The sequence below is a fragment of the Pseudomonas sp. Os17 genome (assembly GCF_001547895.1).
Taxonomy (GTDB): domain Bacteria; phylum Pseudomonadota; class Gammaproteobacteria; order Pseudomonadales; family Pseudomonadaceae; genus Aquipseudomonas.
The window spans coordinates 6469854-6493615 of sequence record NZ_AP014627.1 but is presented as its reverse complement, the minus strand read 5'-3'; the positions used below and the strand labels follow the sequence as shown (position 1 = coordinate 6493615).

The window sequence follows — 23762 nt, the reverse complement described above, 5'->3', positions numbered from 1 at the left end:
CGCTTACAAAGTGCGCTGAGCATAACTGCTGCAGCGGTGGTCGGGTGAAGTTGCCAGGCTTGGGGCCTCTGGTATCCTCGCCGGCATGAAAAAATCTCTCCCTCTCAGCCTGATCGCGGCCCTCGCACAAAACCGCGTGATCGGCGTCGACAACAGCATGCCCTGGCATTTGCCGGGGGATTTCAAATTCTTCAAGGCCACCACCCTGGGCAAGCCGATCATCATGGGGCGCAAGACTTGGGATTCCCTCGGCCGGCCCTTGCCCGGGCGCTTGAACATCGTGGTCAGTCGTCAGACCGGCCTGGTGCTCGAAGGTGCCGAGGTCTACCCATCTTTGGAGGCCGCCGTGGCACGGGCCGAGGAATGGGCCCTGGAGCAGGGCGCCAGCGAGCTGATGCTGATCGGCGGCGCGCAGCTTTACAGCCAGGGCCTGGAGCAGGCGGATCGCCTGTATTTGACGCGGGTGGCCCTGAACCCGGAAGGCGACGCCTGGTTTCCGGAATTCGACGAGCAGCAGTGGAAGCGGGTGTCAGAGGTGCCGAATCCGCCGGAAGGGGACAAGCCGGCGTACAGCTTCGAGGTGTGGGAGAGAAGGTGACAGCTTCAAGCCGCCAGCTACAAGCTACAAGTAAAAGCCGACTGGCTCTTTCTTGCGGCTTGTAGCTTGTAGCTTGCAGCTGCTTTTACACGTGGTGCAGCTCCGAATGCTCATCGGCGTCCAGCAGCGTCTTGTCGGTCTGCTGCATCACTTGGCTGGTGATGGCGCCGGCGGTCATCGAGCCGCTGACGTTCAGTGCCGTGCGGCCCATGTCGATCAGCGGTTCCACGGAAATCAGCAGCGCTACCAGTGACACCGGCAAGCCCATGGCCGGCAGCACGATCAGCGCGGCGAAGGTCGCGCCGCCGCCCACGCCCGCCACGCCGGCGGAACTCAAGGTCACGATGGCCACCAGGGTGGCGATCCACAGCGGGTCCAGCGGGTTGATGCCCACGGTCGGGGCAACCATCACCGCCAGCATGGCCGGGTACAGGCCGGCGCAGCCGTTCTGGCCGATGGTGGCGCCGAACGAGGCGGCAAAGCTGGCGATGGACTGGGGAATGCCCAGGCGCCGGGTCTGGGCTTCGATGCTCAGGGGAATGCTGGCGGCGCTGGAGCGGCTGGTGAAGGCGAAGGTCAGTACCGGCCAGACCTTGCGGAAGAAGCGCAGCGGGTTGATCCCGGCCAGGGCCACCAGCAGGCCGTGGACCACGAACATCAGGCCCAGGCCGAGGTAGGACACCACCACGAAACTGCCGAGCTTGATGATGTCCTGCAGGTTGGAGCCGGCCACCACCTTGGTCATCAGCGCCAGCACGCCATACGGGGTCAGCTTCATCACCAGGCGCACCAGGCGCATCACCCAGGCTTGCAGGGTGTCGATGGCGTTGAGCACTTTCTGCCCTTTGTCGGCGTCATCCTTGAACAGCTGCAGCGCGGCCACACCGAGGAAGGCGGCGAAGATCACCACGCTGATGATCGAGGTCGGCTTGGCCCGGGCCAGGTCGGCGAAAGGGTTCTGCGGGATGAACGACAGCAGCAGCTGCGGCACGTTGAGGTCGGCGACCTTGCCCGCGTAATCGCTCTGGATCACTTGCAGGCGAGCCATTTCCTGGGTGCCGGCCACCAGCCCTTCGGCGCTCAGGCCGAACAGGTTGGTCAGGCCGATGCCCACCAGCGCGGCGATGGCGGTGGTGAACAGCAGGGTGCCGATGGTCAGGAAGCTGATCTTGCCCAGGGACGAGGCGTTGTGCAGGCGGGCCACGGCGCTGAGGATCGAGGCGAATACCAGGGGAATCACGATCATCTGCAGCAACTGCACGTAGCCATTGCCCACCAGGTCGAACCAGCTGATGGAGGCCTTGAGCACCGGGTGGCCGGCACCGTACAGGCTGTGCAGGGCAATGCCGAAGACCACGCCCAGCACCAGGGCCAGCAGGACCTTCTTGGCCAGGCTCCAGGTGGTGTGGCGGGTTTGTGCCAGGCCCAGCAGCAGGGCCAGGAACACCAGCAGGTTGAGGATCAGCGGCAGATTCATTGGGACTCCGATAAGACGTGTGCCAATCGCGGCTCGGGGCGATTGCGAACCGGAAAGCCTAACAGCTTGAAATCTAAAGAATTAATAACGATATCGCATGGCAACTGTCGTTTTTGGAATAAGCCGCTGACGCTCAGGCGCATGTGGCTGGCGCTCTCGGGACGCAAGCGGTCGCGTGGAGACGAGAACTGTCACAGGGATTTGTTAGCGTCGAAGGCTTTCACTCAGGGAGAAAACCGTCGATGAAACTTGCTCCGAAATTGCTCGCAGTCGCACTCTGCCTGGGCCTCGCCGGCCAGGCCCTGGCCACCGAGTTGAAGCATTGGCCCGCCGAACAGGCCAAGCAGCTGGACGCGATGATCGCGGCCAACGCCCACAAGGGCAACTTCGCGGTGTTCGACATGGACAACACCAGCTACCGCTACGACCTGGAGGAGTCCCTGCTGCCCTTCATGGAAAACAAGGGGCTGATCACCCGCGACACGCTCGACCCGTCGCTCAAGCTGATCCCGTTCAAGGACACCGCCGAGCACAAGGAAAGCCTGTTCAGCTACTACTACCGCCTGTGTGAAATCGACGACATGGTCTGCTACCCCTGGGTGGCGCAGGTGTTCTCCGGCTTCACCCTCAAGGAGCTAAAGGGCTACGTCGATGAGCTGATGGCCTCCGGCAAGCCGGTGCCCAGCACCTATTACGACGGTGACGTGGTCAAGACCATCGAGGTCAACCCGCCCAAGGTCTTCACCGGCCAGGCCGAGCTGTACAACAAGCTGATGGAGAACGGCATCGAGGTCTATGTGATGACCGCCGCCTCCGAAGAACTGGTGCGCATGGTCGCCGCCGATCCCAAGTACGGCTACAACGTCAAGCCGCAGAACGTGATTGGCGTGACCACTCTGCTCAAGGACCGCAAGACCGGCGCCCTGACCACCGCGCGCAAGCAGATCACCGACGGCAAGTATGACGAGCAGGCCAACCTTGGCCTGGAGCTGACGTCGTACCTGTGGACCCCGGCCACCTGGATGGCGGGCAAGCACGCGGCGATCCTGACCTACATCGACGAGTGGAAGAAACCGGTACTGGTGGGCGGCGACACCCCGACCAGCGACGGCTACATGCTGTTTCATGGCGTGGACGTGGCCAAGGGCGGCATCCACCTGTGGATCAACCGCAAGGACAAGTACATGACCCAACTCAACGGCATGATGGCCAAGCATGCCGCGGCCCAGGCCAAGGAAGGCTTGCCGGTGACCGCCGACAAGAACTGGGTGATCGTCAAGCCCGAAGACATCCAGTAACCCCGGCCTCCCCACCGTTGCAGGAGCTGGCTTGCCGGCGAACAGGCCTTTGGGTCTGGCGTCGCCCTCGCGGACGCTTTCGCTGGCAAGCCAGCTCCTACGGTAAACCGATCCGCCAAGCCGCTTTCATCCGTAGGAGCCGGCTTGCCGGCGAAGAGGTCCTTGGATCTGGCGTCGCCCTTGTGGGCGTTTTCGCTGGCAAGCCAGCTCCTACGGTAAACCGATCCGCCAAGCCGCTTTCATCCGTAGGAGCCGGCTTGCCGGCGAAGAGGTCCTTGGATCAGGCATCGCCCTTGTGGGCGCCTTCGCTGGCAAGCCAGCTCCTATGACAGGCCGTTAGCGCCATGGGCGGCGAATGTTTCAACTTGTGACTGCCAAACCCCCTCTGCCATAATCGCGCCCGTTTCCTGTCCCCCCGCCTGCTCTCCCTTGTGCCGGGTTTGTCCCCGATTGCACGTAATGGACTACGTTGTGAGCTATCTCTCGATCGAATTCGGCCTCTGCTTCATCCTGTTCTTCATCGTCTATTGGAGCCTGGGCTTCAGCCTGCGTCTGCAGAACGGCCTGCTGCTGGCCGCCAGCTACGCGATCCTCGCCAGCTTCAGCCTGAACTTCCTCTATATCCTGCTGGGCTACACGGCCCTGGTGTACCTGCTCGGCCTGTTGAGCCAGCGTTACCCCGGCAGGGGCTGGGTCAATGGCCTGATGCTGTTGCTGGTGCTGGGGGCTTTCTACCTGTTCAAGTACCAGGACTTCTTCACCAGCACGGTGCAGAACGCCTTCGCCCAGTTTGGCGTGGAGGTGTCGCTGCCGCTGCTGGAGGTGCTGCTGCCGGTGGGGCTGTCGTTCTATGCCTTCCACTCGGTCAGCTATCTGGTATCGATCAATCGCCGTGAGCTGACCCCGGGCTCGCCCTTCGACCTGGCGCTGTACCTGGCGTTTTTCCCCAGCCTGATTGCCGGCCCCGTGAACCGGGCGATCCCGATGCTGGAACAGATCAACCCGCCGCAACTGCGCCAGGTGCTGGAGCCGCAACGGGCCCTGGGCCTGATCGCGGTGGCGGTGGTCAAGCTGTTCTTCCTCAGTTCGTGGCTGGCCAACGAGTGGGTCGACCCGGTGTTCGACAGCCCGGTGGCCTTCTCGGCCGAGCAGATCCTGCGGGCGGTCTACGGCTATTCGTTCCTGATCTACTTCAACTTCAGCGGCTACACCGATCTGGTGACCGGCATCGCCCTGTTGCTGGGCTTCCGTCTGCCGCTGAACTTCAACTACCCCTATGCGGCGCGCAATCTCAAGGAGTTCTGGGGCCGCTGGCACATCAGCCTGTCGACCTTTATCCGTGATTACGTGTACATCCCGCTGGGGGGCAACCGGGGCCCGGTGTGGCGCGGCAACCTGAACATGCTGCTGGCCATGCTGATTTCCGGCTTGTGGCACGGCGCCAGCGCCAACTTCATCATCTGGGGCGCGCTGCATGGCGTGGGCCTGGCGCTGTACAAGTTCTGCAGCCCGCTGCTGGCCCGGGGGCCGAGCTGGATCGGTTCGGACCTGGCGGCCCGCCTGCTGACCTTTCACTACGTGGCACTGGCCTGGATCTTCTTCCGCTGTGCGACCTTGTCCGATGCCATGGACATGCTCAGCGGCCTGGGCGGCCTGTCCTTCAGCGGCTTGGCCGGCAGCGCCCTGAGCCTGTTGGGCTGCCTGCTGTTCGTTGCGTTCTACCCACGGATCGTGGCGCTGCTGCAGCGCCTGTTCACGGCCGCCACAAGCTTGCCGTGGCTGTTCTACCCAGTGCCGTTGGGGCTGTTCATCTGCGTGGTCATCTTCGCCTCACCGTCGGGCGTGCCGGGGTTCATTTATGCCAGCTTCTAACCGTTCGCCCTTGTCGGTCAGCCTCGGCAGCGCAGCCAAGGTGTTCTATGCGCTGGTGGTGACCAGCCTGTTGCTGGTGTGGTTCAACCAGCAGTCGATCCGCCTCTACTGCCAGCAGAAGTACCACGATGACTGCGAGATCCCGGGGCTGTCGCAGAACCCGCAGTGGCGCTTTGGCGCCCAGCTCAACCAGGCGCTGGAGAATGCCCGGGTGGCCTTTGTCGGCACCTTTGCCGCCACGGCCGACCTGACGCTGGTGGCCCAGGCCGAAGCGGCGGCAGACGACGAGCCGGAGCCGTTGCCGAAGGTCGCCGCCGCGCCGGTGCCGGAGCATCCGCCGCTGAGCGCCGCCCATGCAACCCCAGCTCATGCGGCTCCCCAGGGCCCGGCCCCGGTCGCCCCGCAGCCGGTGGCCGTGGCTCCGGCGCTCAACCATGGGCCCAAGGTCCAGCAGGCAGGAGTGGCGCCGCTGATGGCCAGCCTGGCCACTGGCGACGAGGTGTTCTTTGTCGGTGACTCGCTGATGCAGGGCGTGGCGCCGCACATGGCCAATACCCTGCGCAAGCGCTACAACGTCAAGAGCCTGAACCTCAGCAAACAGAGCACGGGGCTGGCCTATCCCAGTTTCTTCAACTGGCCCAAGACCGTTGAGAGCACCCTGGCCAGCAACCCGAACATCCGTCTGATGGTGATCTTCCTCGGCCCCAACGACCCGTGGGACATGCCGGTGGCCAAGGGCAAACCGTTCCTGCGCTTCAAGACCCCGGACTGGGAAGAAGCCTATCGCCAGCGCATCGATTCGATCCTCGACACCGCCCAGGCCCACAATGTGCAAGTGATCTGGGTCGGCCCGCCGAACATGGAGAAGCCCAAGCTGTCTACGGCCATGGCTTACCTGAGCGACCTGTACAAGAGCCAGATCGAGCGCTATCAGCAGCATTTCGTCTCGGCCAACGAGATTCTCGGCTACCAGAACGACGAGTTTTCCTATTACCGCACCACCGGCGACGGCAAGAAGGTCAAGACCCGGGTCGATGACGGCATCCATTTCACCACCACTGGGCAGAAGCTGATCGCTGAGCGTGTGATCTCGCTGATCAGCTTTCCCAGCCAACAATTGACGGAGCACTGATATGGGGCGACTGCAAGGCATTGCGCTGTTGCTGGGCATCACCTTGCTGAGCAGTTGCAGCCCGACCACCGAGGTCCAGGCCACTCCGGCCTCGGCCCTGGCCCGGTCCGGGAGCGGAACCAAGAAAGTCGTGACCACCGGCACCGACCCGAACCTGGCACTGCTGGCGCGCAAGTTCAGTACCTCCAACCGCACCCCCATCAACATAGTGCAACTGGGTGACTCCCATACCGCCGCCGACCTGTTCAGCGGCGAGATGCGTCGCCTGCTGCAAGCGCAGTACGGCGATGGCGGCATCGGTTTCGTGGCGGCCACGCCGGTGCCCGGCACCCGCTATGAGCGAGTGATCCTGGGAGCGGCCAAGCGCCAGTGGTCCCTGGTGTCGGCGCGCAACCAGCAAAGCAACCAGTTTCCTCTGGGGGGCTACCTGTCGCTGCCGATGACCCCGGGAGCCCGGGTGCATATCGCCGAGCGCCAGCCGAGCAACCAGCAGTACCGGATTTCCGCGCTGTACCAGGCGTCCAGCAACAACACCCTGACCGCCCGGGACAACCTCAACAAAAGCAGCCGCATGCTGGCCGCCACTGGTGGACAGTGGCGCTTCAGTCCGCCGTTCAACAACCTGACCCTGCCCCTGGACCTGAACGTGGCCAACAACCAGGGCCTGGCCCTGGGCGGCTGGAACATCCTCGGGCAGAAGAGCGCCGGGGTGATCTATTCCTCCCTGGGCATCAATGGCGCGCGTCTGGACGTGCTGGACAAGTGGCAGCCCGGCTGGCTGGAAACCCTCAAGGCCCTGCGCCCGGACATGGTGGTGCTGGCCTACGGCACCAACGAAGCCTTTGATGACGATCTGGACCTGCAGCTCTATCGCAGCCAGTTGCAGGAAAAGGTCGCGCTGCTGCGCAAGAACCTGCCCAAGAGCGTGATCCTGCTGGTGGGGCCGCCGGACTCCATCAAACGCCGCAATGCCGGCAGTTGCGCGGCTTCCCAGCCGCAACCGCTGCGGCAGATCGTGCAGATCCAGAAGGACGTGGCCAAGACCAGCCGCACCCTGTTCTGGGACTGGCAGGCGTTCATGGGCGGCGACTGCTCCATCAGCAAATGGCAGGGCAGCGACCTGGCGCGCAACGACCTGGTGCACCTGACCGCCGACGGTTATCGCAAGAGCGCCGACGGCCTGTACCGTTTCCTGCGCGGGCAGTTGGGCGAACGCATGCCCTGAGAACCCGGAACCGGCTCCTATGCTGGCGCCAACACCACCCCGGCTCCTACGGTGGCGGCGCCAGCACCCCGAATGCTGCTGTAGGAGCTGGCTTGCCAGCGAAGGCGCTCGCGAGGGCGATGCGAGGTTTAAAGGCCCATTCGCCGGCAAGCCGGCTCCTACGGTGGCGGCGCCAGCACCCTGAATGCTGCTGTAGGAGCTGGCTTGCCAGCGAAGGCGCCCGCAAGGGCGATGCGAGGTTCAAAGGCCCATTCGCCGGCAAGCCGGCTCCTACGGTGGCGGCGCCAGCACCCCGAATGCTGCTGTAGGAGCTGGCTTACCAGCGAAGGCGCTCGCGAGGGCGATGCAAGGTTCAAAGGCCCATTCGCCGGCAAGCCGGCTCCTACGGTGGCGGCGGTAGCACCCTGAATGCTGCTGTAGGAGCTGGCTAGCCAGCGAAGGCGTCCGCAAGGGCGATGCAAGGTGAAAAAAATGCCCCGCACTTGGCGGGGCATTTTCATTTCAGGGCGATGCGATCACAGGCCGTCGAGCATGGCCTTGTTGCGTACCGCGCCCTTGTCGGCGCTGGTGGCCAGCAGGGCGTAGGCTTTCAGGGCGGTGGTCACTTTGCGTGGACGCGCTTCCACCGGCTTCCAGCCTTTCTTGTCCTGTTCGACGCGGCGCGCCGCCAGCTCCTCGTCGCTGACCAGCAGGTTGATCGAGCGGTTGGGGATGTCGATCAGCACTTTGTCGCCGTCCTGCACCAGGCCGATGGCGCCGCCGGCCGCCGCTTCAGGCGAGGCGTGGCCGATGGACAGGCCCGAGGTGCCGCCGGAGAAGCGGCCGTCGGTGAGCAGGGCGCAGGCTTTGCCCAGGCCCTTGGACTTCAGGTAGGAGGTCGGGTAGAGCATTTCCTGCATGCCCGGGCCGCCTTTCGGACCTTCGTAGCGGATGATCACGATGTCGCCTTCCTTCACTTCGTCGGCGAGGATGCCGCGCACGGCGCTGTCCTGGCTTTCGAAGATCTTGGCGTTGCCTTCGAAGACGTGGATCGACTCATCGACGCCGGCGGTCTTCACCACGCAGCCGTCCAGGGCGATGTTGCCGTAGAGCACGGCCAGGCCGCCTTCCTTGGAGTAGGCGTGCTCGACGCTGCGGATGCAGCCGTTCTCACGGTCGTCGTCGAGGCTGTCCCAACGGGTCGACTGGCTGAACGCGGTCTGGGTCGGGATGCCCGCCGGGCCGGCCTTGAAGAAGTGGTGCACGGCTTCGTCGCTGGTCTGGGTGATGTCCCAGCGGGCGATGCCTTCGGCCAGGGTCTTGCTGTGCACGGTGGGCAGGTCGGTGTGCAGCAGGCCGCCACGGGCCAGCTCGCCGAGGATGCTGAAGATGCCGCCGGCGCGGTGCACGTCTTCCATGTGGTACTTCTGGATGTTCGGCGCCACCTTGCACAGCTGCGGCACATTCCGCGACAGGCGGTCGATGTCCCGCAGGTCGAAGTCGATCTCGGCTTCCTGGGCGGCGGCCAGGAGGTGGAGGATGGTGTTGGTGGAACCGCCCATGGCGATGTCCAGGGTCATGGCGTTCTCGAACGCCTTGAAGTTGGCGATGTTGCGCGGCAGGACCGACTCGTCGTTGTCGCCGTAGTAGCGCTGGCACAGCTCGACGATGGTGCGCCCGGCCCGCAGGAACAGCTCTTCGCGGTCGCTGTGGGTGGCCAGGGTCGAACCGTTGCCCGGCAGGGCCAGCCCCAGGGCTTCGGTCAGGCAGTTCATGGAGTTGGCGGTGAACATGCCGGAGCACGAACCGCAGGTCGGGCAGGCGCTGCGCTCGTACTCGGCAACCTTCTCGTCAGAAGCGCTGGAGTCGGCGGCGATGACCATGGCGTCCACCAGGTCCAGGCCGTGGCTGGCCAGCTTGGTCTTGCCGGCTTCCATCGGACCGCCGGAAACGAAGATCACCGGGATGTTCAGGCGCAGGGCGGCCATCAGCATGCCGGGGGTGATCTTGTCGCAGTTGGAGATGCAGACGATGGCGTCGGCGCAGTGGGCGTTGACCATGTACTCCACGGAGTCGGCGATGATCTCGCGGCTCGGCAGGGAATACAGCATGCCGTCGTGGCCCATGGCGATGCCGTCGTCCACGGCGATGGTGTTGAATTCCTTGGCCACGCCACCGGCGCGTTCGATCTCGCGGGCCACCAGCTGACCCAGGTCCTTCAGGTGCACGTGCCCCGGGACGAACTGGGTGAAGGAGTTGGCAATGGCGATGATCGGCTTCTTGAAGTCGGCATCTTTCATCCCCGTGGCGCGCCACAGGGCGCGGGCGCCGGCCATGTTGCGGCCGTGGGTGGATGTTTTCGAGCGGTAATCAGGCATGGAGCACTCCGGGCGGCTAATCAGGGAACAAATGGGGAGTGAGCTTCTATTGACCTTGGGAACACTCAGAAATGGCCGTGTGTCCGAAAGCTGCCGATGACGTCGCGGGATCGCCGCGCGCCTCAGCCTGAGCTCATAAACCCGCCGGGGGATGACTGGCGATGAATTCGCCGATTCTACACCGCTGGCGTCAGGAAGGAATGCCGTGGCCGCTCTGCGGCGTGCGATTGCCTGGATATCACTGAGCGCTGCCAGCACGGTGGTTCCTGGTTTAGACTCGCCGCCCCTCGAACATCATCCAATGGAGCTGGAATGTCCGCGAACATGCGATCCTTGAGGTTCTACCTGGGCATCGGCCTGCTGCAGGGGCTGTTGCTGATGTGGCTGGTGCTCCATAGCGACTGGCCCGGCAGCACCATGGCCGTGGTGGGCGCGGCCCTGCTCACGGGCGGCGGCTTCGTGCAGCTGCTGGCCGGGCAGCGGCGCCAGTGGCGCACCTGGAAGGCCGCGCTGCTGCTGGCCTTCGCCGCGGCGGTGGTGGTCCAGGCCAGCAGTGAGTTGCCCTTCACGCGTGGGGTGATCTACAGCGTGGTGGCGCTCCTGCTGCTGATGACGCTGCTCAGCGCCACCGGGCTGCCGGGCCGCGAGGGCTTCGAACGGCGGCTGCTGGGGGACGGCAGCTGGATGCTGGTGGCCCTGTCAGCGTCATGGCTGGTCCAGGCGCTGTTCGATTTCTGGACCCACGAGTGGCATCTGGATCCCTTCAAGAGCGGGTTCCTGTCCCTGCGCTACTTCACCGGGCCACCCCTGGCATTCTCCTTTGTCCTCTACCTCAGGGACTTGTGCCGCTTGCGCGATCTTCAGACGCAAGCGCCCTGATAGCGGCGATTGATCAGGCTGTTCAGGCCCAGGGCGATGGCACTCAGCCCCAGGAAGCACAGCCCGAGCGCCATCACCAGATTGCTGGCGCTCAGGCTGATGAACCCGCTGATCAGGCCACCAGCGATAAAGACGAGCATGTTGCCCGCCGACGCCGAGGTTCCGGCGTTGTGCGCAAAGATGCCCATGGCCCGCGAGGTCGCCACCGGGCGGGTGATGGTGGTGCCGGCGGTGCAGACGATCATCGGCACCAGGACCGTGGCGACGGACAGCTCGAACGGCTGCAACAGCAGCATCAGCAGGCCGGATAGGGCGATCAGCCCCAGGCCGGTGACGATCTGGGTGCTGGCCTGCAGGTAGCGGTTCATCACCCCGGCGCCGGCCCCGCCCAGCACATAGGCCGCCCCATACAACAGCAGCGCCAGGGAGTACTGGTAGGGCGTGAGCTGCAACTGCTCCATGAAAATGAGCGGGGAAATGACGATGAACGAAAAGTGGCAGGCGAAGGCCAGCGCCGAGATCAGCCAGTAGCCGACAAACGACAGGTCGGCAAACACCAGCCGGTAGGCCGCGAGGATATGCCTCTGGCCTGGCGCCGTGCCTGGCCTGTTCTCCAGCAGGACCCAGGCCTTGAGGATGACCAGCAGGCCGAGGCCGACGAACACACCGAAGCTGCCCTGCCAGCCCAGGTTCGCCTGCAACCAGGTGCCCAGCAGCGGGGACAGGGAAATGAAGATGCCGCTGGCGGTGACCAGGGCGATGCGCAGGCGCTCCTGCTGCCGGCCGACGAACAGGTCCTGTACCAGCGCCTGGGACAGCACGAAGCAGCCACACCCCACGGCCTGGACCACGCGAAACAGCAGGAACCATGGGTACTCGGTGGCGGCCATGCAGCCCAGCGCCCCGGCGATGGCCACGGCCATGCCTGCCAGTAGCAGCTTCTTGCGCCCCAGGGAGTCTGATAGCGGCCCGATCACCATCAGGGAAAACGACAAGCCAATGGCGAACAGGCTGACGGACAGCGCGATATCGGCGCTGGAGGTATTGAAGCGTTCGGCCAGGGCGGGAAAGGAGGGGAGGATGACGTCCAGCGGGAAGACCCCGAGCAGGGTCATGGTCAGCAGCAGAATGACGGCCGCGGTGTTTTTCGGGGTGGCGGGGGAGTGGTCCATGGTGCCGCGCTCTCGGTCCTTGAGAAGGTGCCGAGAATCGAGTCGTGGCCGCGCAAAGTCAATCGCTGGCGCTGGCCAATCCCGCGTCGGGCGGGAATGGCCGTCGGCCGGGGCTCAGCTGTTGGGCAGCAGGCGGCAGGTGATGCTCTTGATGTAGCGGGTTTCCGGGATGGCCGGGTGCACCGGGTGATCCGGACCCTGGCCGCCGCGTTCCAGCAGCTGGATATTGCGGTCCAGGTGGCGGGCGCTGGTCAGGAGGATGTTCTGCAGATCGTCCTCGGGCAGGTGCATCGAGCACGAAGCGCTGACCAGGATGCCGTCCTTGCTCAGGAGGCGCATGGCCTGTTCGTTGAGGCGGCGGTAGGCGCCTTCGCCGTTCTTCAGGTCTTTCTTGCGTTTGATGAAGGCGGGCGGGTCGGCCACGATCACGTCAAAGCGTTCTTCGGCGGCCTTCAGCTCTTTCAGGGCTTCGAACACGTCGCCTTCGACACAGGTGACCTTCTCGGCAATGCCATTGAGCGCGGCGTTGCGTTCCACGCCATCGAGGGCAAAGCCCGAGGCATCGACGCAGAACACTTCGCTGGCGCCGAACACACCGGCCTGCACGCCCCAGCCGCCGATGTAGCTGAACAGGTCCAGCACCCGCTTGCCCTTGGCGTAAGGCGCCAGGCGCGCGCGGTTCATCCGGTGGTCGTAGAACCAGCCGGTCTTCTGGCCTTCCATCACCGGGGCTTCGAACTTCACGCCGTTCTCTTCCAGGGCGACCCACTCCGGCACCAGGCCGAACACGGTTTCGACGTAGCGGCCCAGGCCTTCGGCGTCACGGGCGGCGGAGTCGTTCTTGAACAGGATGCCGCTGGGCTTGAGCACCTGGACCAGGGCGGCGATCACGTCGTCCTTGTGCTGTTCCATGGTGGCCGAGGCCAGCTGGACCACCAGGATGTCGCCGAACCGATCCACCACCAGGCCCGGCAGCAGGTCGGAGTCGCCGTAGACCAGGCGGTAGAACGGCTTGTCGAACAGGCGCTCGCGCAGGGACAGGGCCACGTTCAGGCGATGCACCAGCAGCGACTTGTCCAGGGCCAGCTTGGCATCGCGCGACAGCAGGCGAGCGCAGATCAGGTTGTTCGGGCTCATGGCCACGACCCCCAGAGGCTTGCCGCCGGCGGCTTCCAGCAGCGCCTGGTCGCCTGCCTTGAAGCCGTGCAGTGGGGTGGCGGCTACATCGATTTCGTTGCTGTAGACCCACAGGTGGCCGGCGCGCAGGCGGCGATCGGCGTTGGCTTTGAGGCGCAGGCTTGGCAGGGACATGACGTCGCTCCGGAAAAAAGGGCGCGATTATACCTTGCTGCGCAACTTCAGCGACGGCCAATGGACCTGCGGCTAAAGGCGCAGGGTAAAGTTCCTGTCCGTTCGCCCAACATTGGCCCGTTAGGGGTTAGAATCGCCGCCTCAGCCAGAGTGTGTACTTATGTCCCAAGAGCTATCAGCCGAACAGATTCAGCAGGCCCTGCAAGGCATCAGCGTGCCGCCTCAGCCGCAAATCATGGTGGATTTGCAGATGGAGCAGTACATGCCCGATCCCGATCTGGAGGTGATCGCCAAGCTGATCTCCCAGGACCCGGGCCTGTCTGGGGCGTTGCTGAAGATCGTCAATTCGCCGTATTACGGGCTGAGCAACAAGATTGCTTCGATCCAGCGGGCGGTGAACCTCCTGGGCAGCCGCTCGATCATCAACCTGATCAATGCGCAGTCGATCAAGGGCGAGATGAGCGATGAAACCATCGTCACCCTCAACCGCTTCTGGGACACCGCCCAGGATGTGGCCATGACCTGCCTGACCCTGGCCAAGCGCACCGGCTCGCAAGCGGTGGACGAAGCCTACGCCCTGGGCCTGTTCCATGACTGCGGCGTGCCGCTGATGCTCAAGCGCTTCCCCGACTACATGGCGGTGCTGGAAGAGGCCTACGGCAGTGCCGGACCCGAGCGGCGGGTGGTGGACACGGAAAACCGTGCCTTCAACACCAATCACGCGGTGGTCGGCTACTACACCGCCAAGTCCTGGCGCCTGCCGGAACACGTGACCAACGCCATCGCCAATCACCACAATGCCCTGGCGATCTTCAGCGACGAGTCGTCGCGCAACAGCCAGCTGAAGAACCTGCTGGCGATCCTGAAGATGGCCGAGCACATCTGCGCCTCCTACCGGGTGCTGGGCAACCAGACCCAGGATTTCGAGTGGAACAGCATCGGCCACCTGATTCTCGATTACGTCGGTCTGTCGGACTACGACTTCGAGAACCTCAAGGAAACCGTGCGCGAGCTGGGCGCACACTGACTGTTCATATCGCAATGAGTGCCTGAGTCGAAGATGCCTGAATTACCGGAAGTCGAAACCACCCGGCGCGGGATCGCGCCGCACCTGGAAGGCCAGAAGGTCAGCCGGGTGATTGTTCGTGAGCGACGTTTGCGCTGGCCGATTCCCGAGGATCTGGACGTGCGCCTGTCCGGGCAGCGCATCGTCCAGGTGGATCGTCGGGCCAAGTACCTGCTGATCAATGCCGAAGTCGGCACCCTCATCAGTCATCTGGGCATGTCGGGCAATCTGCGTCTGGTGGAGATCGGCCAGCCGGCGGCCAAGCATGAACATGTGGATATCGAACTGGAGTCGGGCCTGGCCCTGCGCTACACCGACCCGCGCCGGTTTGGCGCCATGCTCTGGAGCCTGGACCCGCTGAACCACGAGCTGCTGGCGCGCCTGGGGCCGGAGCCGCTGACCGATCTGTTCGACGGCGAGCGCCTGTTCCAGCTGTCCCGGGGCCGCTCCATGGCGGTCAAGCCGTTCATCATGGACAACGCGGTGGTGGTCGGGGTGGGCAACATCTATGCGACCGAGGCGCTGTTCGCCGCGGGCATCGATCCGCGTCGTGAAGCCAAGGGCATTTCCCGCGGTCGCTATCTGCAACTGGCGATCGAGATCAAGCGCATCCTGGCGGCGGCCATCGAGCGTGGCGGCACCACCTTGCGCGACTTTATCGGCGGTGACGGCCAGCCGGGGTACTTCCAGCAGGAGCTGTTCGTCTACGGGCGTGGCGGGGAGCACTGCAAGGTTTGCGGCACGGGGCTGCGGGAAATCAAGCTCGGCCAGCGGGCCAGCGTCTATTGCCCGCGTTGCCAGAGCTGAGGCGCCTGGCCGGCCTGCCGGCTCCTACAAGGGGTTGTGGGAGCCGAAACGAGTTTCCATCACTCAAGCCTTGCCGGTGATCTTCCGGTACTTGGCCATCAACTCTTCTTCGGTTTCCGGGTGCGCTTCGTCCAGCGGAATGCAATCCACCGGGCACACTTGCTGGCACTGCGGCTCGTCGTAGTGGCCGACGCACTGGGTACACAGGTTCGGATCGATGACGTAGATCTCTTCGCCTTGGGAGATCGCCGCGTTGGGGCACTCGGGTTCGCAGACGTCGCAGTTGATGCAATCGTCGGTGATGATCAGGGACATGGGGGACTCCGGCCTGGGCGGCAGGCCCGGGCATGTAAAAACGAATGCGCGCAATTGTGCCGTATTGACGCCCGCAGTGCACGCGGGCGTGATGGCTGGCGTCTGGCAATGGCCCCGCAGCGGGGCCAAGGGGCTTACTTCTTGAAGCGCAGGGTCAGCGCGTCGGCGACGGCGGGGTGGACGAACTTGGTGATATCGCCACCCAGGGCGGCGATTTCCCGCACCAGCGTCGAGGAAATGAACGAGTAGCGTTCCGACGGAGTGAGGAACAGGCTTTCCACGTCCGGCGCCAGTTGGCGGTTCATGTTGGCCAGCTGGAACTCGTATTCGAAGTCCGAAACCGCCCGCAGGCCGCGCAGGAAGACATTGGCGTTCTGCTCCTTGGCGAAATGCGCCAGCAACGTGGAGAAGCCGACGACCTCAACGTTGGGCAGGTGCTTGGTCACCTCGCGCGCCAGTTCCACGCGCTGCTCCAGGGGGAACAGCGGGTTTTTCTTGGGGCTGGCGGCAACGGCGATGATCACGTGGTCGAACAGCCGCGAGGCGCGCTCGACCAGATCGCCGTGGCCCTTGGTAATAGGGTCGAAGGTACCTGGGTACAACACTCGGTTCATCGCGTCGTCCTGGCGGGAATCCGTTGGGGAGTCGGATGGTATCGCAGCCTTCCCGGTCGGCCAAGTCGCCTTTTAGAGAAGAAAGCCCGATGGACGCCGAAATTTCCCGGCTGTTTCACGCCGTTTTCAAGCGCTGGGCCAGGGCCGTGGCCAGTTGCGCCGTCAGGCCGTACACCGACAGCTGCGGGTTGGCGCCGATGCTGGTGGGGAACAGCGAGCCGTCGTGGATCGACAGGTTGTGCAGTTGATGGTGGCGCCCGAGGCTGTCGGCCACGGCGATTTTCGGGTCTTCGCCCATGGCGCAGCCGCCCATCACGTGGGCGCTGCCCAGGCGGGTGCGGTACAGGGCCAGGTCCAGGCCGTCGATCTGCGCACGCACTTCGCCCAGGGTCTTGGCGAAGCGGGCATCGCTGTGCAGCGGCTTGACCGCCTTGGCGCCACCGGCGAACTGGATCTCCGCCATGCTGTGGAAGGCCCGGCGCAGGCCATCCCAGGCGTAGGGTGAAACCTGATAGTCGAGCACCGGGGTGCCATCGCCGCGCAGCTCGACGTTGCCGCCGGTGCTGTCGGGGTGGAAGCCGTCCCGCAGCAGGGCCAGCATGGCGTGGGTGTGGGGCAGTTGCTCCATGGACAGCCCGCTCTGCGGCCCGAAACCGCCCAGCAGGGTGCTGGCCAGGGCCGGTTGCAGGGGCGGCACTTCAAGTTTGTAGGACATCTTGCCGGTGGTGCCGTCCTGCCACTGGAAATGGTCGGAATAGATCGATTGCGGCGCGCCGTAGAACGGGTTGATCACCTCGTCGAACTGCCCGGCGGAGAAGTTCACCAGGTGCAGGAAGGTGCGCTTGCCCAGCCGCGAATGCGGGTCCGGGGCATCGGAGCGCAACAGCAGGGCCGGGCTGTTGATGCCGCCGCCGGCCAGCACGTAGTGCCTGGCCTTGACCGTGATGGTGCGCCCGGTGGGGGCGACGCAGCGGGCGTCCATGGCCTGGCATTGCAGGCCGCTGACCTTGTCATCCTTGATCAACAGGCGCTCGGCCCGGGCCAGGTACAGCAGTTCGCCGCCTTTCTCCAGGGTCGCCGGAATGGTGGTCACCAGCATCGACTGCTTGGCGTTGGTCGGGCAGCCCAGGCCGCAATAGCCCAGGTTCCAGCAGCCACGCACGTTGCGCGGAATCACGTGCCAGCTGTAGCCCAGGGCTTCGCAGCCCTTGCGGATCACGTCGTTGTTGGCGTTGGGCGGCATGACCCAGGGCGCGACACCCAGGCGCTGTTCCATCTTTTCGAACCAGGGCGCCATCTCGGCCGAGCTGTGGCCCACCACCCCGTGCTCCCGGGCCCAGTGTTCCAGGGTCGGGTCCGGGGTGCGAAAGCTCGATGTCCAGTTGATCAGGGTGGTGCCGCCCACGGCCCGGCCCTGGAGGATGGTGATGGCGCCGTCCTTGCTCATGCGCCCGATGCCTTCCTGATAAAGGCTGGTGTAGGCCTGGTCCTCGAGCATCTTGAAGTCGTCGCTGGTCTTGAGCGGGCCTTCCTCGATCAGCAGCACCTTGAAGCCGGCGGCGCTGAGGATTTCGGCGGTGGTGCCGCCACCGGCGCCGCTGCCGATGATGGCGACATCGGCTTCCAGGGTCAGGTCCTGCTCCAGCTGCGCGCCGTTGTAGGTTTTCCAGCCACGGTTCAGGCCTTCGCGGAACAGATCAGGTACAGGCATATCGGATGCTCTCTTATTATTGAAGGCTCGGCGCGAATCCACTGTAGCCGCTGCTGAGCCTGCGAAGCTGCGAAAAGGCCCGCAGGGCCTTGCTTGACGATCCCCAGCCGCTGCCCCATCGCCCCGCGAACCCAGCGCTCGCGCAGCCAGTGGCAGCGTCTACACCACCCGATCAGACCTTCGGTGGCCCGGGGTAACCGCAATGGGCCCAGGACTCGGGGCGGGTGTACCAGGCCATCATCACCAGTTGCAGCAACGAGGCATGGCCCATGCGCAGCAGGGCCAGGACGCTGTTTTCCCAGCGGCTGAGGAAGTGCCGGATGTCGTCCGCGCTGGCGTTCTCCCAACTGCCCCAGATCCCCGTCAGCGGGCCGCGGGTCACCGCCATGCCCAGCACATCGAACAGTTGCTGGGTGAGCTTGAACATCTCCGGCGAGAGGTGGTTCAGGGCATTGTCCAGGCTGGCCAGGGTGCCCTCGACGGCGGCGGGCATCTTGTCCGCCGCCACCGCGCCTTCTAGCATCACCGGAATCAGCGCCCGCAGGAATGGCAGGTCATGGCTGCGCAGCATGCTGAAACCGCTGGCGGGGGTACTGGCGGAGCAACCGCTGAGGCTGGCGCCGAGCCCGGCGGTGGCCAGGAAGGCGCTGGCGCAAAGGCCGATTTTCAGCAGGCCGCGCCGTGACAGCGCGGGTGTTGCAGACAGACTAGGGGTCATTGTTGTTATTACCCGGCGTTGTACTGGTTAACGAATGAACAGCTTCTGGATGAGCTTCTGGATCGATTTGCCATAGGGCGGGTAGATCAGGCGCGCGGCGTTGAAGCGCTGCTTGATGAACACCCCCTTGGCCTTGCTGAAGGTCAGGAAGCCTTCGTGGCCGTGGTAGTGGCCCATGCCGGACGGGCCGATGCCACCGAACGGCAGGTCGTCCTGGGCCACATGCAGCAGGGTGTCGTTGAGGCACACGCCGCCGGAGTGGGTTTCGTTGAGCACCCGCTGCTGTTCGGCCTTGTCGTAACCGAAGTAGTACAGGGCCAGGGGACGCGGGCGCTGGGTGATGTAGGCAAAGGCCTGATCCAGGGTCCGGTAAGGCACGATGGGCAGGATCGGGCCGAAAATCTCGTCCTGCATCACGCTCATGTCGTCCGTGACGTTGAGCAGCAGGCTGTGGCCCAGGCGGCGCTCCTGGCTCTGCTCGAACAGCGGCACCAGCAGCGCGCCCTTGCTGGTGGCGTCGCTCAGGTAGCCATTGAGCCGGTTCAACTGGCGCTGGTTGATGATCGCGGTGTAGTCGGGGTTGTCCGCCAGGGTCGGAAAGAAGCCGCGGACCGCCTGGCGATAGGCTTCGACAAAGGCTCCGACCCGTTCTTCCGGCACCAGCACGTAGTCCGGGGCGACGCAGGTCTGCCCGGCGTTCAGGGTCTTGCCGAAGGCGATGCGTTCGGCGGCGTCCTTGAGCGGCACGCTGCTGGAGACGATGGCCGGGGATTTGCCGCCCAGTTCCAGGGTCACCGGTGTCAGGTTTTCCGCGGCGGCGCGCATCACATGTTTGCCGATGCTGGTGGCGCCGGTGAACAGCAGGTGGTCGAAACGCAGCTTGGAAAACGCCATGCCCACTTCGGCCTCGCCCAGCACCACGCACACCAGGTCCTCGGGGAACACCCGCGCCAGCAGTTGCTTGAGCAACTGGCCGGTGGCCGGGGTGGACTCGCTGAGCTTGAGCATCACCCGGTTGCCGGCGGCCAGCGCCCCGACCAGCGGGCCCATGCACAGGTACAGCGGGTAGTTCCACGGCACGATGACCCCGACCACCCCCAGGGGCTGGTAGACCACCTTGGCCGAGGCCGGCTGGAAGGCCAGTCCCACGGCGCGGCGGGACGGCTTCATCCATTTCTTCAGGTGTTTGCGGGCGTAGTGGATGCCGTGCAGGCTGGGCATCAGCTCGGCCAGCAGGGTTTCATCGGCGCTGCGGTTGCTGAAGTCCTGGCTGATGGCGTCGATCAGTGCCTGGCGCTCGTTGTTGAGCAGGTCGTGCAGCGACTTGAGCCATTGCTGGCGCTGCGCGGCGGGTGGCATGGGGTTGGCGGCAAAGGCCCGGCGCTGGGCTTCGAACAGTGTTTGCAGCGCGTCCTGTTGCTGAAGGGAATCCTGCAGGTAGGCGATTTCGGCAGACATGGACGGGCTCCGGTTTCAGGGGGTGGCTAGTTTTTTAGAGCTTATGCTCTAAATTGTCAAATACCATCCGGTGCCGGTCGCGATTTATCCCCAGGGGGATAGAACGTAAGATGCACCCCAGCCTTCTGATTAAAGCCCACACCCATGGCCCCACGCATAAAAACCCGCGAACGCATCGTCCAGTTCAGCCTCGAACTCTTCAACCAGCAAGGCGAACGCAACGTCAGCACCAACCACATTGCGGCGCACATGGAGATATCCCCGGGCAACCTGTACTACCACTTCCCCAACAAGCAGGCGATCATCGCCGTGCTGTTTGCCGAGTACGAAAGCCTGGTGGACAGCTTCCTGCGCCCGCCGCCCGGGCGCGCGGTCACCGTGCAGGACAAGCGCTATTACCTGCAGGCGCTGCTGGCGGCCATGTGGCGCTACCGTTTTCTGCATCGCGACCTGGAGCACCTGCTGGACAGCGACCCGGAACTGGCCGCGCGCTACCGGCGTTTCTCCCAGCGCTGCCTGATCCAGGGCATGGCCATCTACGGGCGCTTCGTCGACGCCGGAATCGTCGCCATGGACAAGGTGCAGATCGAATCCCTGACCCTCAATGCCTGGATCATCCTCACCTCCTGGGTACGCTTTCTGTGCACCACCCGGGAAAACTCCACCCACCTGAGCGAAGAAGCCATCAAGCGCGGCGTCTATCAGGTGCTGGTGCTGGAAGCCGGCTTTGTCACCGAGCAGGCCCGTGAAGCGGTCAATGCGCTGTTCGAAGAGTTTTACGTGCCCCTGGCCCAAGCCCTGGAAGAAGTGCAGTAGGATCAACCTCCGACTTATTCACAGGAGCCCGCTATGCCCCTTGCGCAGTTGATCAGCCCGCTTGCCCTGGACCAGAAGAAGCAGCAGCCCGGCCTGGTGATTCTGGATTGTCGCTTTGCCCTGGAAGACCCCGATTACGGCCAGCGCAGCTACGCCAACGGGCATATTGCCGGGGCGCATTTCGCCGATCTGAACCGCGACCTGAGCGCGCCGGTGATCAAGGGCGTGACCGGCCGGCATCCGTTGCCGGATCCCGCGCAGTTGCTGGCGCGGCTGCGGGCCTGGGGCATCGATAACGACAGCCAGATCGTGCTCTATGACGACGGTCCCGGTGCCTACGCTGCTCGCGCCTGGTGGTTGCTGGCCTGGCTGGGCAAGCGTGATGGCGTGTTCATTCTCGATGGCGGCCTCAACGCCTGGCACGCCGCCGGCCTGCCCCTGAGCCTGGATGCCCCCGACAGTGTGAGCGGGCACTTCAGCGGTCAGCCCGATCACGCTTTGCTGCTGGATGCCGAGCACTTGAAGCAGCGTCTGGGCCAGCCGGACCTGACCTTGCTGGACGCCCGGGCCTTGCCGCGTTTTCGCGGTGACGTGGAGCCGATCGATCCGGTGGCCGGGCACATTCCCGGGGCACAATGCGCGGCGTTCACGGACAACCTGGACAGCGACGGGCGCTTTTTGCCGGCGCAGCAGCTCAAGCAGCGTTTTGCCGAAAAACTCGCCGGGCGTTCTCCGGAGCACTTGGTGGCTTACTGCGGCTCCGGGGTCACCGCCTGCCACAACCTGTTCGCCTTGTGCTTGGCCGGCTATCCCCTGGCACGGCTGTATGCCGGGTCGTGGAGCGAGTGGATCACCGATGCCCAGCGGCCTGTCGCCACGGGCGACTGACGGGCTGCCCCGGTCGGCCTCTTCGCTGGCAAGCCAGCGCCTATGATTCGCAGGCCCCCACGAACCTGTAGGAGCGAGCTTGCTCGCGAAAGCGTCGACAGGGACGGGTGGGCGGCAGCGGGCGTGAACGTGCTCGCGAAAGCCGCACCGTCCTACTGCAGGACGGCGCTGCGATAAGCCGCCGGCGCCACCCCATAGACCTGCTTGAACTGCCGACTCAGGTGACTCTGGTCGGCAAATCCCAATTGCGTGGCCACTTCCAGCGGCAGGCAGCCATCGCGCAACAGGGCTCGGGCCTTGGCGATGCGCTGCTGCATCAGCCAGGTGTGGGGCGGAATCCCGGTGGCCCGGCGAAACACCCGGGCGAAGTGGAATGGCGACAGGTTCACCGCCGCCGCCAACTCTTCCAGTGACGGCGGCGCGGCCAGTTGCGAGCGCAGCAATTCCTTGGCCTGGACAATCGCCCGGTGCTCTTGCCCGGGCGCACCCGGCGCCCTGACCCCGGCGTGTCGCTGCAACAGCAGGAGCAGCATTTCTCGCCATTGGGTCTGTTGCTGCAGGGCGGTGGCCGGGCTTTCCAGCAGGTGGTGCAGGCGGGCAAACCCCTGCACCAGGTCCGGGTCGCGATACAGGGTCGCGCCGAAGGTCGGCAGGCTGCCGTTGGGCAGCTCCAGTTCACCCAGCAGGCCGAGGATCTGCCGGTTGTCCGGGTAGAAGGCCCGGTACAGCCAGCCGTCCTCGACGCCCTTGGCACCGGTGTGCAGTTCGTCCGGGTTGATCAGCACCAGGGTGCCGCTGCCCGCCAGGTGCTCGGCCCCGCGATAGCGGTAGCGCTGGGCGCCGGCCATGATCATGCCGATCACATAGCCCTCGTGCACATGAGGCACGAAGCGCTGTTCGATATAGCGCGCGGCCAGCAACTCGACCCCGGCCAGGGGCTCGGTCTGCCAGAAACGGATCGACTCCCGGGTGGGCTTAGCCATGGCGGTCCAGGTCCATCAGCCATTGCGGAATGCGCTGTTCCAGGTAGTAGCGCGGATGTTTCAGGCTGCCACCGACAAAACCCACGTGGCCGCCCTTGGCCTGCAGCTCGAAGCGGGTGCTGGCGGACAGTTCACGGGCTTCGGGCAGGCTGTGGCGAAACACGAAAGGGTCGTCCGCGGCCTGGATGATCAGGGTCGGGGTGCGGATTTCGCCGAGAAAATAGCGGCTGGAGGCGCGGCGGTAGTAATCCTGGGCATCGGCAAAGCCGTGCAGCGGCGCGGTGACCCGGCCGTCGAAATCCCAGAAGGTGCGCATCTTGGTCAGCGGGCCCAGTTGCGCCAGGGTGGCCAGGCCGTCGTGGCGGCCGTCGTGCTGGAACTGGCGCTGCTTGTCCTTGATGTAGGCCAGCATCTCGCGCATGAAGTGCGCCTGGTAAATCTTCGAAAAGCCCTGGCCGATGCGGTCGGCGCACTGGTCCAGGCGAAACGGCACCGATACTGCCGTGGCGCCCTGCAACGGGCTTTCGCTGCCGCTTTCCCCCAGGTACTTGAGCAGCACATTGCCCCCCAGCGAATAGCCCACCGCATACAGCGGCGCCTGAGGGCGCTGGGCCCGCAGGTGGGCGATGGCCGCAGCCAGGTCTTCGCTGGCGCCGGAGTGGTAGCTGCGCGGCAGCAGGTTGGGTTCGCCGGAGCAGCCGCGCCAGTTCAGGGCCGCGCTGGCCCAGCCCCGAGCGGCGAGGGCCTGTTGCAGGCCGGTCACATAAGGCGAGTTGGACGAGCCGGTCAGACCATGCAGCACCAGCACCAGCGGGGCTTCGGCGCTATGGGGGCCGTGCCAGTCCAGATCGAGAAAGTCGCCGTCATCCAGCCACAGGCGTTCGCGCTGGCGCTCTAGCTGAGTGGCCGGGCGCCACAGCGGGCCCCACAGGGTCTGCAGGTGCGGGTTACCAAGGCCGAAGGCGGGGATGAAACGATCAGGCGAGTCGGGCACGGGGAGGATCTCGATGCAGCGGCGCGCAGCCCGGGCGGGGTGCGCGCCTTGTTCCGGCCGAACGTAGGCGG

21 protein-coding genes are annotated in these 23762 nt (G+C 64.8%); 10 read left to right on the top strand and 11 right to left on the bottom strand.

Annotated elements, in window-relative coordinates; all coding sequences use genetic code 11:
• Positions 1-85 precede the first annotated feature (85 nt).
• Positions 86-598, top strand: a complete 513-nt coding sequence (locus POS17_RS28810) for a dihydrofolate reductase (RefSeq protein WP_060841573.1) — start codon at positions 86-88, stop codon at positions 596-598.
• Between the two features lie 85 nt (positions 599-683).
• On the opposite strand, the gene POS17_RS28805 is transcribed toward POS17_RS28810, so the two are convergent.
• Positions 684-2075 carry an L-cystine transporter gene (locus POS17_RS28805; protein WP_060841572.1) on the bottom strand — a complete coding sequence of 464 codons (1392 nt, stop codon included), beginning with the start codon at positions 2073-2075 and terminating at the stop codon, positions 684-686.
• A 242-nt stretch (positions 2076-2317) separates the two neighbouring features.
• Here POS17_RS28805 and POS17_RS28800 point away from each other — a divergent pair, with 242 nt between their 5' ends.
• From POS17_RS28800 to POS17_RS28785, 4 genes are all read left to right on the top strand, one after another.
• Complete coding sequence (locus POS17_RS28800) at positions 2318-3373, top strand: hypothetical protein (RefSeq protein ID WP_060841571.1); 1056 nt, start codon at positions 2318-2320, stop codon at positions 3371-3373.
• 471 nt (positions 3374-3844) lie between these two features.
• The gene (locus tag POS17_RS28795) at positions 3845-5245 is read left to right on the top strand and encodes an MBOAT family O-acyltransferase (RefSeq protein ID WP_231978987.1); all 1401 of its coding nucleotides are present in this window, start codon (positions 3845-3847) and stop codon (positions 5243-5245) included.
• Positions 5232-6377, top strand: coding sequence for an SGNH/GDSL hydrolase family protein (locus tag POS17_RS28790; protein WP_060841569.1), 1146 nt, complete (start codon positions 5232-5234; stop codon positions 6375-6377). Before POS17_RS28795 ends, POS17_RS28790 begins: the two co-directional genes overlap by 14 nt.
• 1 nt (position 6378) lies before the next feature.
• The gene (locus POS17_RS28785; RefSeq protein WP_060841568.1) at positions 6379-7602 is read left to right on the top strand and encodes an SGNH/GDSL hydrolase family protein; all 1224 of its coding nucleotides are present in this window, start codon (positions 6379-6381) and stop codon (positions 7600-7602) included.
• A 515-nt stretch (positions 7603-8117) separates the two neighbouring features.
• Here the strand turns inward: POS17_RS28785 and ilvD are convergent.
• Entirely contained in the window at positions 8118-9959 is a 1842-nt protein-coding gene (ilvD, locus tag POS17_RS28780; protein ID WP_060841567.1) for a dihydroxy-acid dehydratase, read from the bottom strand.
• A gap of 312 nt (positions 9960-10271) precedes the next feature.
• Between ilvD and POS17_RS28775 the strand changes: the two genes are divergently transcribed.
• Complete coding sequence (locus tag POS17_RS28775) at positions 10272-10838, top strand: hypothetical protein (protein WP_060841566.1); 567 nt, start codon at positions 10272-10274, stop codon at positions 10836-10838.
• Here POS17_RS28775 and POS17_RS28770 read toward each other — a convergent pair.
• Together POS17_RS28770 and POS17_RS28765 are read right to left on the bottom strand one after the other, a co-directional pair.
• On the bottom strand, positions 10820-12010 hold the full coding sequence (locus POS17_RS28770; protein ID WP_060841565.1) for an MFS transporter: 1191 nt from the start codon (positions 12008-12010) through the stop codon (positions 10820-10822). The two genes, POS17_RS28775 and POS17_RS28770, sit on opposite strands and share 19 nt — an antisense overlap.
• Positions 12011-12124: 114 nt before the next feature.
• Positions 12125-13321: a class I SAM-dependent rRNA methyltransferase gene (locus tag POS17_RS28765; protein WP_060841564.1), complete on the bottom strand. Its 1197-nt coding sequence runs from the start codon at positions 13319-13321 to the stop codon at positions 12125-12127.
• Between the two features lie 214 nt (positions 13322-13535).
• On the opposite strand from POS17_RS28765, the gene POS17_RS28760 reads away from it, so the two are divergent.
• Both POS17_RS28760 and mutM read left to right on the top strand, forming a co-directional pair.
• Positions 13536-14348, top strand: coding sequence for an HDOD domain-containing protein (locus tag POS17_RS28760; protein WP_164990730.1), 813 nt, complete (start codon positions 13536-13538; stop codon positions 14346-14348).
• 33 nt (positions 14349-14381) lie between these two features.
• Positions 14382-15194: a bifunctional DNA-formamidopyrimidine glycosylase/DNA-(apurinic or apyrimidinic site) lyase gene (mutM, locus tag POS17_RS28755; RefSeq protein WP_060841562.1), complete on the top strand. Its 813-nt coding sequence runs from the start codon at positions 14382-14384 to the stop codon at positions 15192-15194.
• 63 nt (positions 15195-15257) lie between these two features.
• On the opposite strand, the gene POS17_RS28750 is transcribed toward mutM, so the two are convergent.
• From POS17_RS28750 to POS17_RS28730, 5 genes are all read right to left on the bottom strand, one after another.
• Positions 15258-15509 (bottom strand): YfhL family 4Fe-4S dicluster ferredoxin, encoded by a 252-nt coding sequence (locus tag POS17_RS28750; RefSeq protein WP_007921257.1) that lies wholly within the window; start codon positions 15507-15509, stop codon positions 15258-15260.
• 134 nt (positions 15510-15643) lie between these two features.
• A complete protein-coding gene (gene coaD / locus POS17_RS28745; protein WP_003176711.1) occupies positions 15644-16123 on the bottom strand; it encodes a pantetheine-phosphate adenylyltransferase in 480 nt (159 codons plus the stop codon).
• 115 nt (positions 16124-16238) lie between these two features.
• A complete protein-coding gene (locus tag POS17_RS28740) occupies positions 16239-17834 on the bottom strand; it encodes a GMC family oxidoreductase (RefSeq protein WP_060841561.1) in 1596 nt (531 codons plus the stop codon).
• A gap of 172 nt (positions 17835-18006) precedes the next feature.
• On the bottom strand, positions 18007-18552 hold the full coding sequence (locus POS17_RS28735) for a hypothetical protein (protein ID WP_060841560.1): 546 nt from the start codon (positions 18550-18552) through the stop codon (positions 18007-18009).
• Between the two features lie 27 nt (positions 18553-18579).
• Positions 18580-20010, bottom strand: a complete 1431-nt coding sequence (locus POS17_RS28730) for a coniferyl aldehyde dehydrogenase (RefSeq protein ID WP_060841559.1) — start codon at positions 20008-20010, stop codon at positions 18580-18582.
• Positions 20011-20154: 144 nt separating this feature from the next.
• Here POS17_RS28730 and POS17_RS28725 point away from each other — a divergent pair, with 144 nt between their 5' ends.
• Positions 20155-20826, top strand: coding sequence for a TetR/AcrR family transcriptional regulator (locus tag POS17_RS28725; RefSeq protein WP_060841558.1), 672 nt, complete (start codon positions 20155-20157; stop codon positions 20824-20826).
• 33 nt (positions 20827-20859) lie between these two features.
• Positions 20860-21714, top strand: a complete 855-nt coding sequence (locus POS17_RS28720; RefSeq protein WP_060841557.1) for a sulfurtransferase — start codon at positions 20860-20862, stop codon at positions 21712-21714.
• Between the two features lie 152 nt (positions 21715-21866).
• On the opposite strand, the gene POS17_RS28715 is transcribed toward POS17_RS28720, so the two are convergent.
• Positions 21867-22697, bottom strand: a complete 831-nt coding sequence (locus tag POS17_RS28715; RefSeq protein WP_060841556.1) for an AraC family transcriptional regulator — start codon at positions 22695-22697, stop codon at positions 21867-21869.
• Positions 22690-23691: a hydrolase gene (locus POS17_RS28710; RefSeq protein WP_060841555.1), complete on the bottom strand. Its 1002-nt coding sequence runs from the start codon at positions 23689-23691 to the stop codon at positions 22690-22692. The genes POS17_RS28715 and POS17_RS28710 overlap by 8 nt, the downstream gene beginning before the upstream one ends.
• Positions 23692-23762: the final 71 nt, after the last annotated feature.

Bases quoted from the DNA above. Each gene is read 5' to 3' on its own strand.
- POS17_RS28810 (WP_060841573.1), top strand. From the start codon at position 86: ATGAAAAAATCTCTCCCTCTCAGCCTGATCGCGGCCCTCGCACAAAAC.
- POS17_RS28805 (WP_060841572.1), bottom strand. From the start codon at position 2,075: ATGAATCTGCCGCTGATCCTCAACCTGCTGGTGTTCCTGGCCCTGCTG.
- POS17_RS28800 (WP_060841571.1), top strand. From the start codon at position 2,318: ATGAAACTTGCTCCGAAATTGCTCGCAGTCGCACTCTGCCTGGGCCTC.
- POS17_RS28790 (WP_060841569.1), top strand. From the start codon at position 5,232: ATGCCAGCTTCTAACCGTTCGCCCTTGTCGGTCAGCCTCGGCAGCGCA.
- POS17_RS28785 (WP_060841568.1), top strand. From the start codon at position 6,379: ATGGGGCGACTGCAAGGCATTGCGCTGTTGCTGGGCATCACCTTGCTG.
- ilvD (WP_060841567.1), bottom strand. From the start codon at position 9,959: ATGCCTGATTACCGCTCGAAAACATCCACCCACGGCCGCAACATGGCC.
- POS17_RS28775 (WP_060841566.1), top strand. From the start codon at position 10,272: ATGTCCGCGAACATGCGATCCTTGAGGTTCTACCTGGGCATCGGCCTG.
- POS17_RS28770 (WP_060841565.1), bottom strand. From the start codon at position 12,010: ATGGACCACTCCCCCGCCACCCCGAAAAACACCGCGGCCGTCATTCTG.
- POS17_RS28765 (WP_060841564.1), bottom strand. From the start codon at position 13,321: ATGTCCCTGCCAAGCCTGCGCCTCAAAGCCAACGCCGATCGCCGCCTG.
- mutM (WP_060841562.1), top strand. From the start codon at position 14,382: ATGCCTGAATTACCGGAAGTCGAAACCACCCGGCGCGGGATCGCGCCG.
- POS17_RS28750 (WP_007921257.1), bottom strand. From the start codon at position 15,509: ATGTCCCTGATCATCACCGACGATTGCATCAACTGCGACGTCTGCGAA.
- coaD (WP_003176711.1), bottom strand. From the start codon at position 16,123: ATGAACCGAGTGTTGTACCCAGGTACCTTCGACCCTATTACCAAGGGC.
- POS17_RS28740 (WP_060841561.1), bottom strand. From the start codon at position 17,834: ATGCCTGTACCTGATCTGTTCCGCGAAGGCCTGAACCGTGGCTGGAAA.
- POS17_RS28735 (WP_060841560.1), bottom strand. From the start codon at position 18,552: ATGACCCCTAGTCTGTCTGCAACACCCGCGCTGTCACGGCGCGGCCTG.
- POS17_RS28730 (WP_060841559.1), bottom strand. From the start codon at position 20,010: ATGTCTGCCGAAATCGCCTACCTGCAGGATTCCCTTCAGCAACAGGAC.
- POS17_RS28725 (WP_060841558.1), top strand. From the start codon at position 20,155: ATGGCCCCACGCATAAAAACCCGCGAACGCATCGTCCAGTTCAGCCTC.
- POS17_RS28720 (WP_060841557.1), top strand. From the start codon at position 20,860: ATGCCCCTTGCGCAGTTGATCAGCCCGCTTGCCCTGGACCAGAAGAAG.
- POS17_RS28715 (WP_060841556.1), bottom strand. From the start codon at position 22,697: ATGGCTAAGCCCACCCGGGAGTCGATCCGTTTCTGGCAGACCGAGCCC.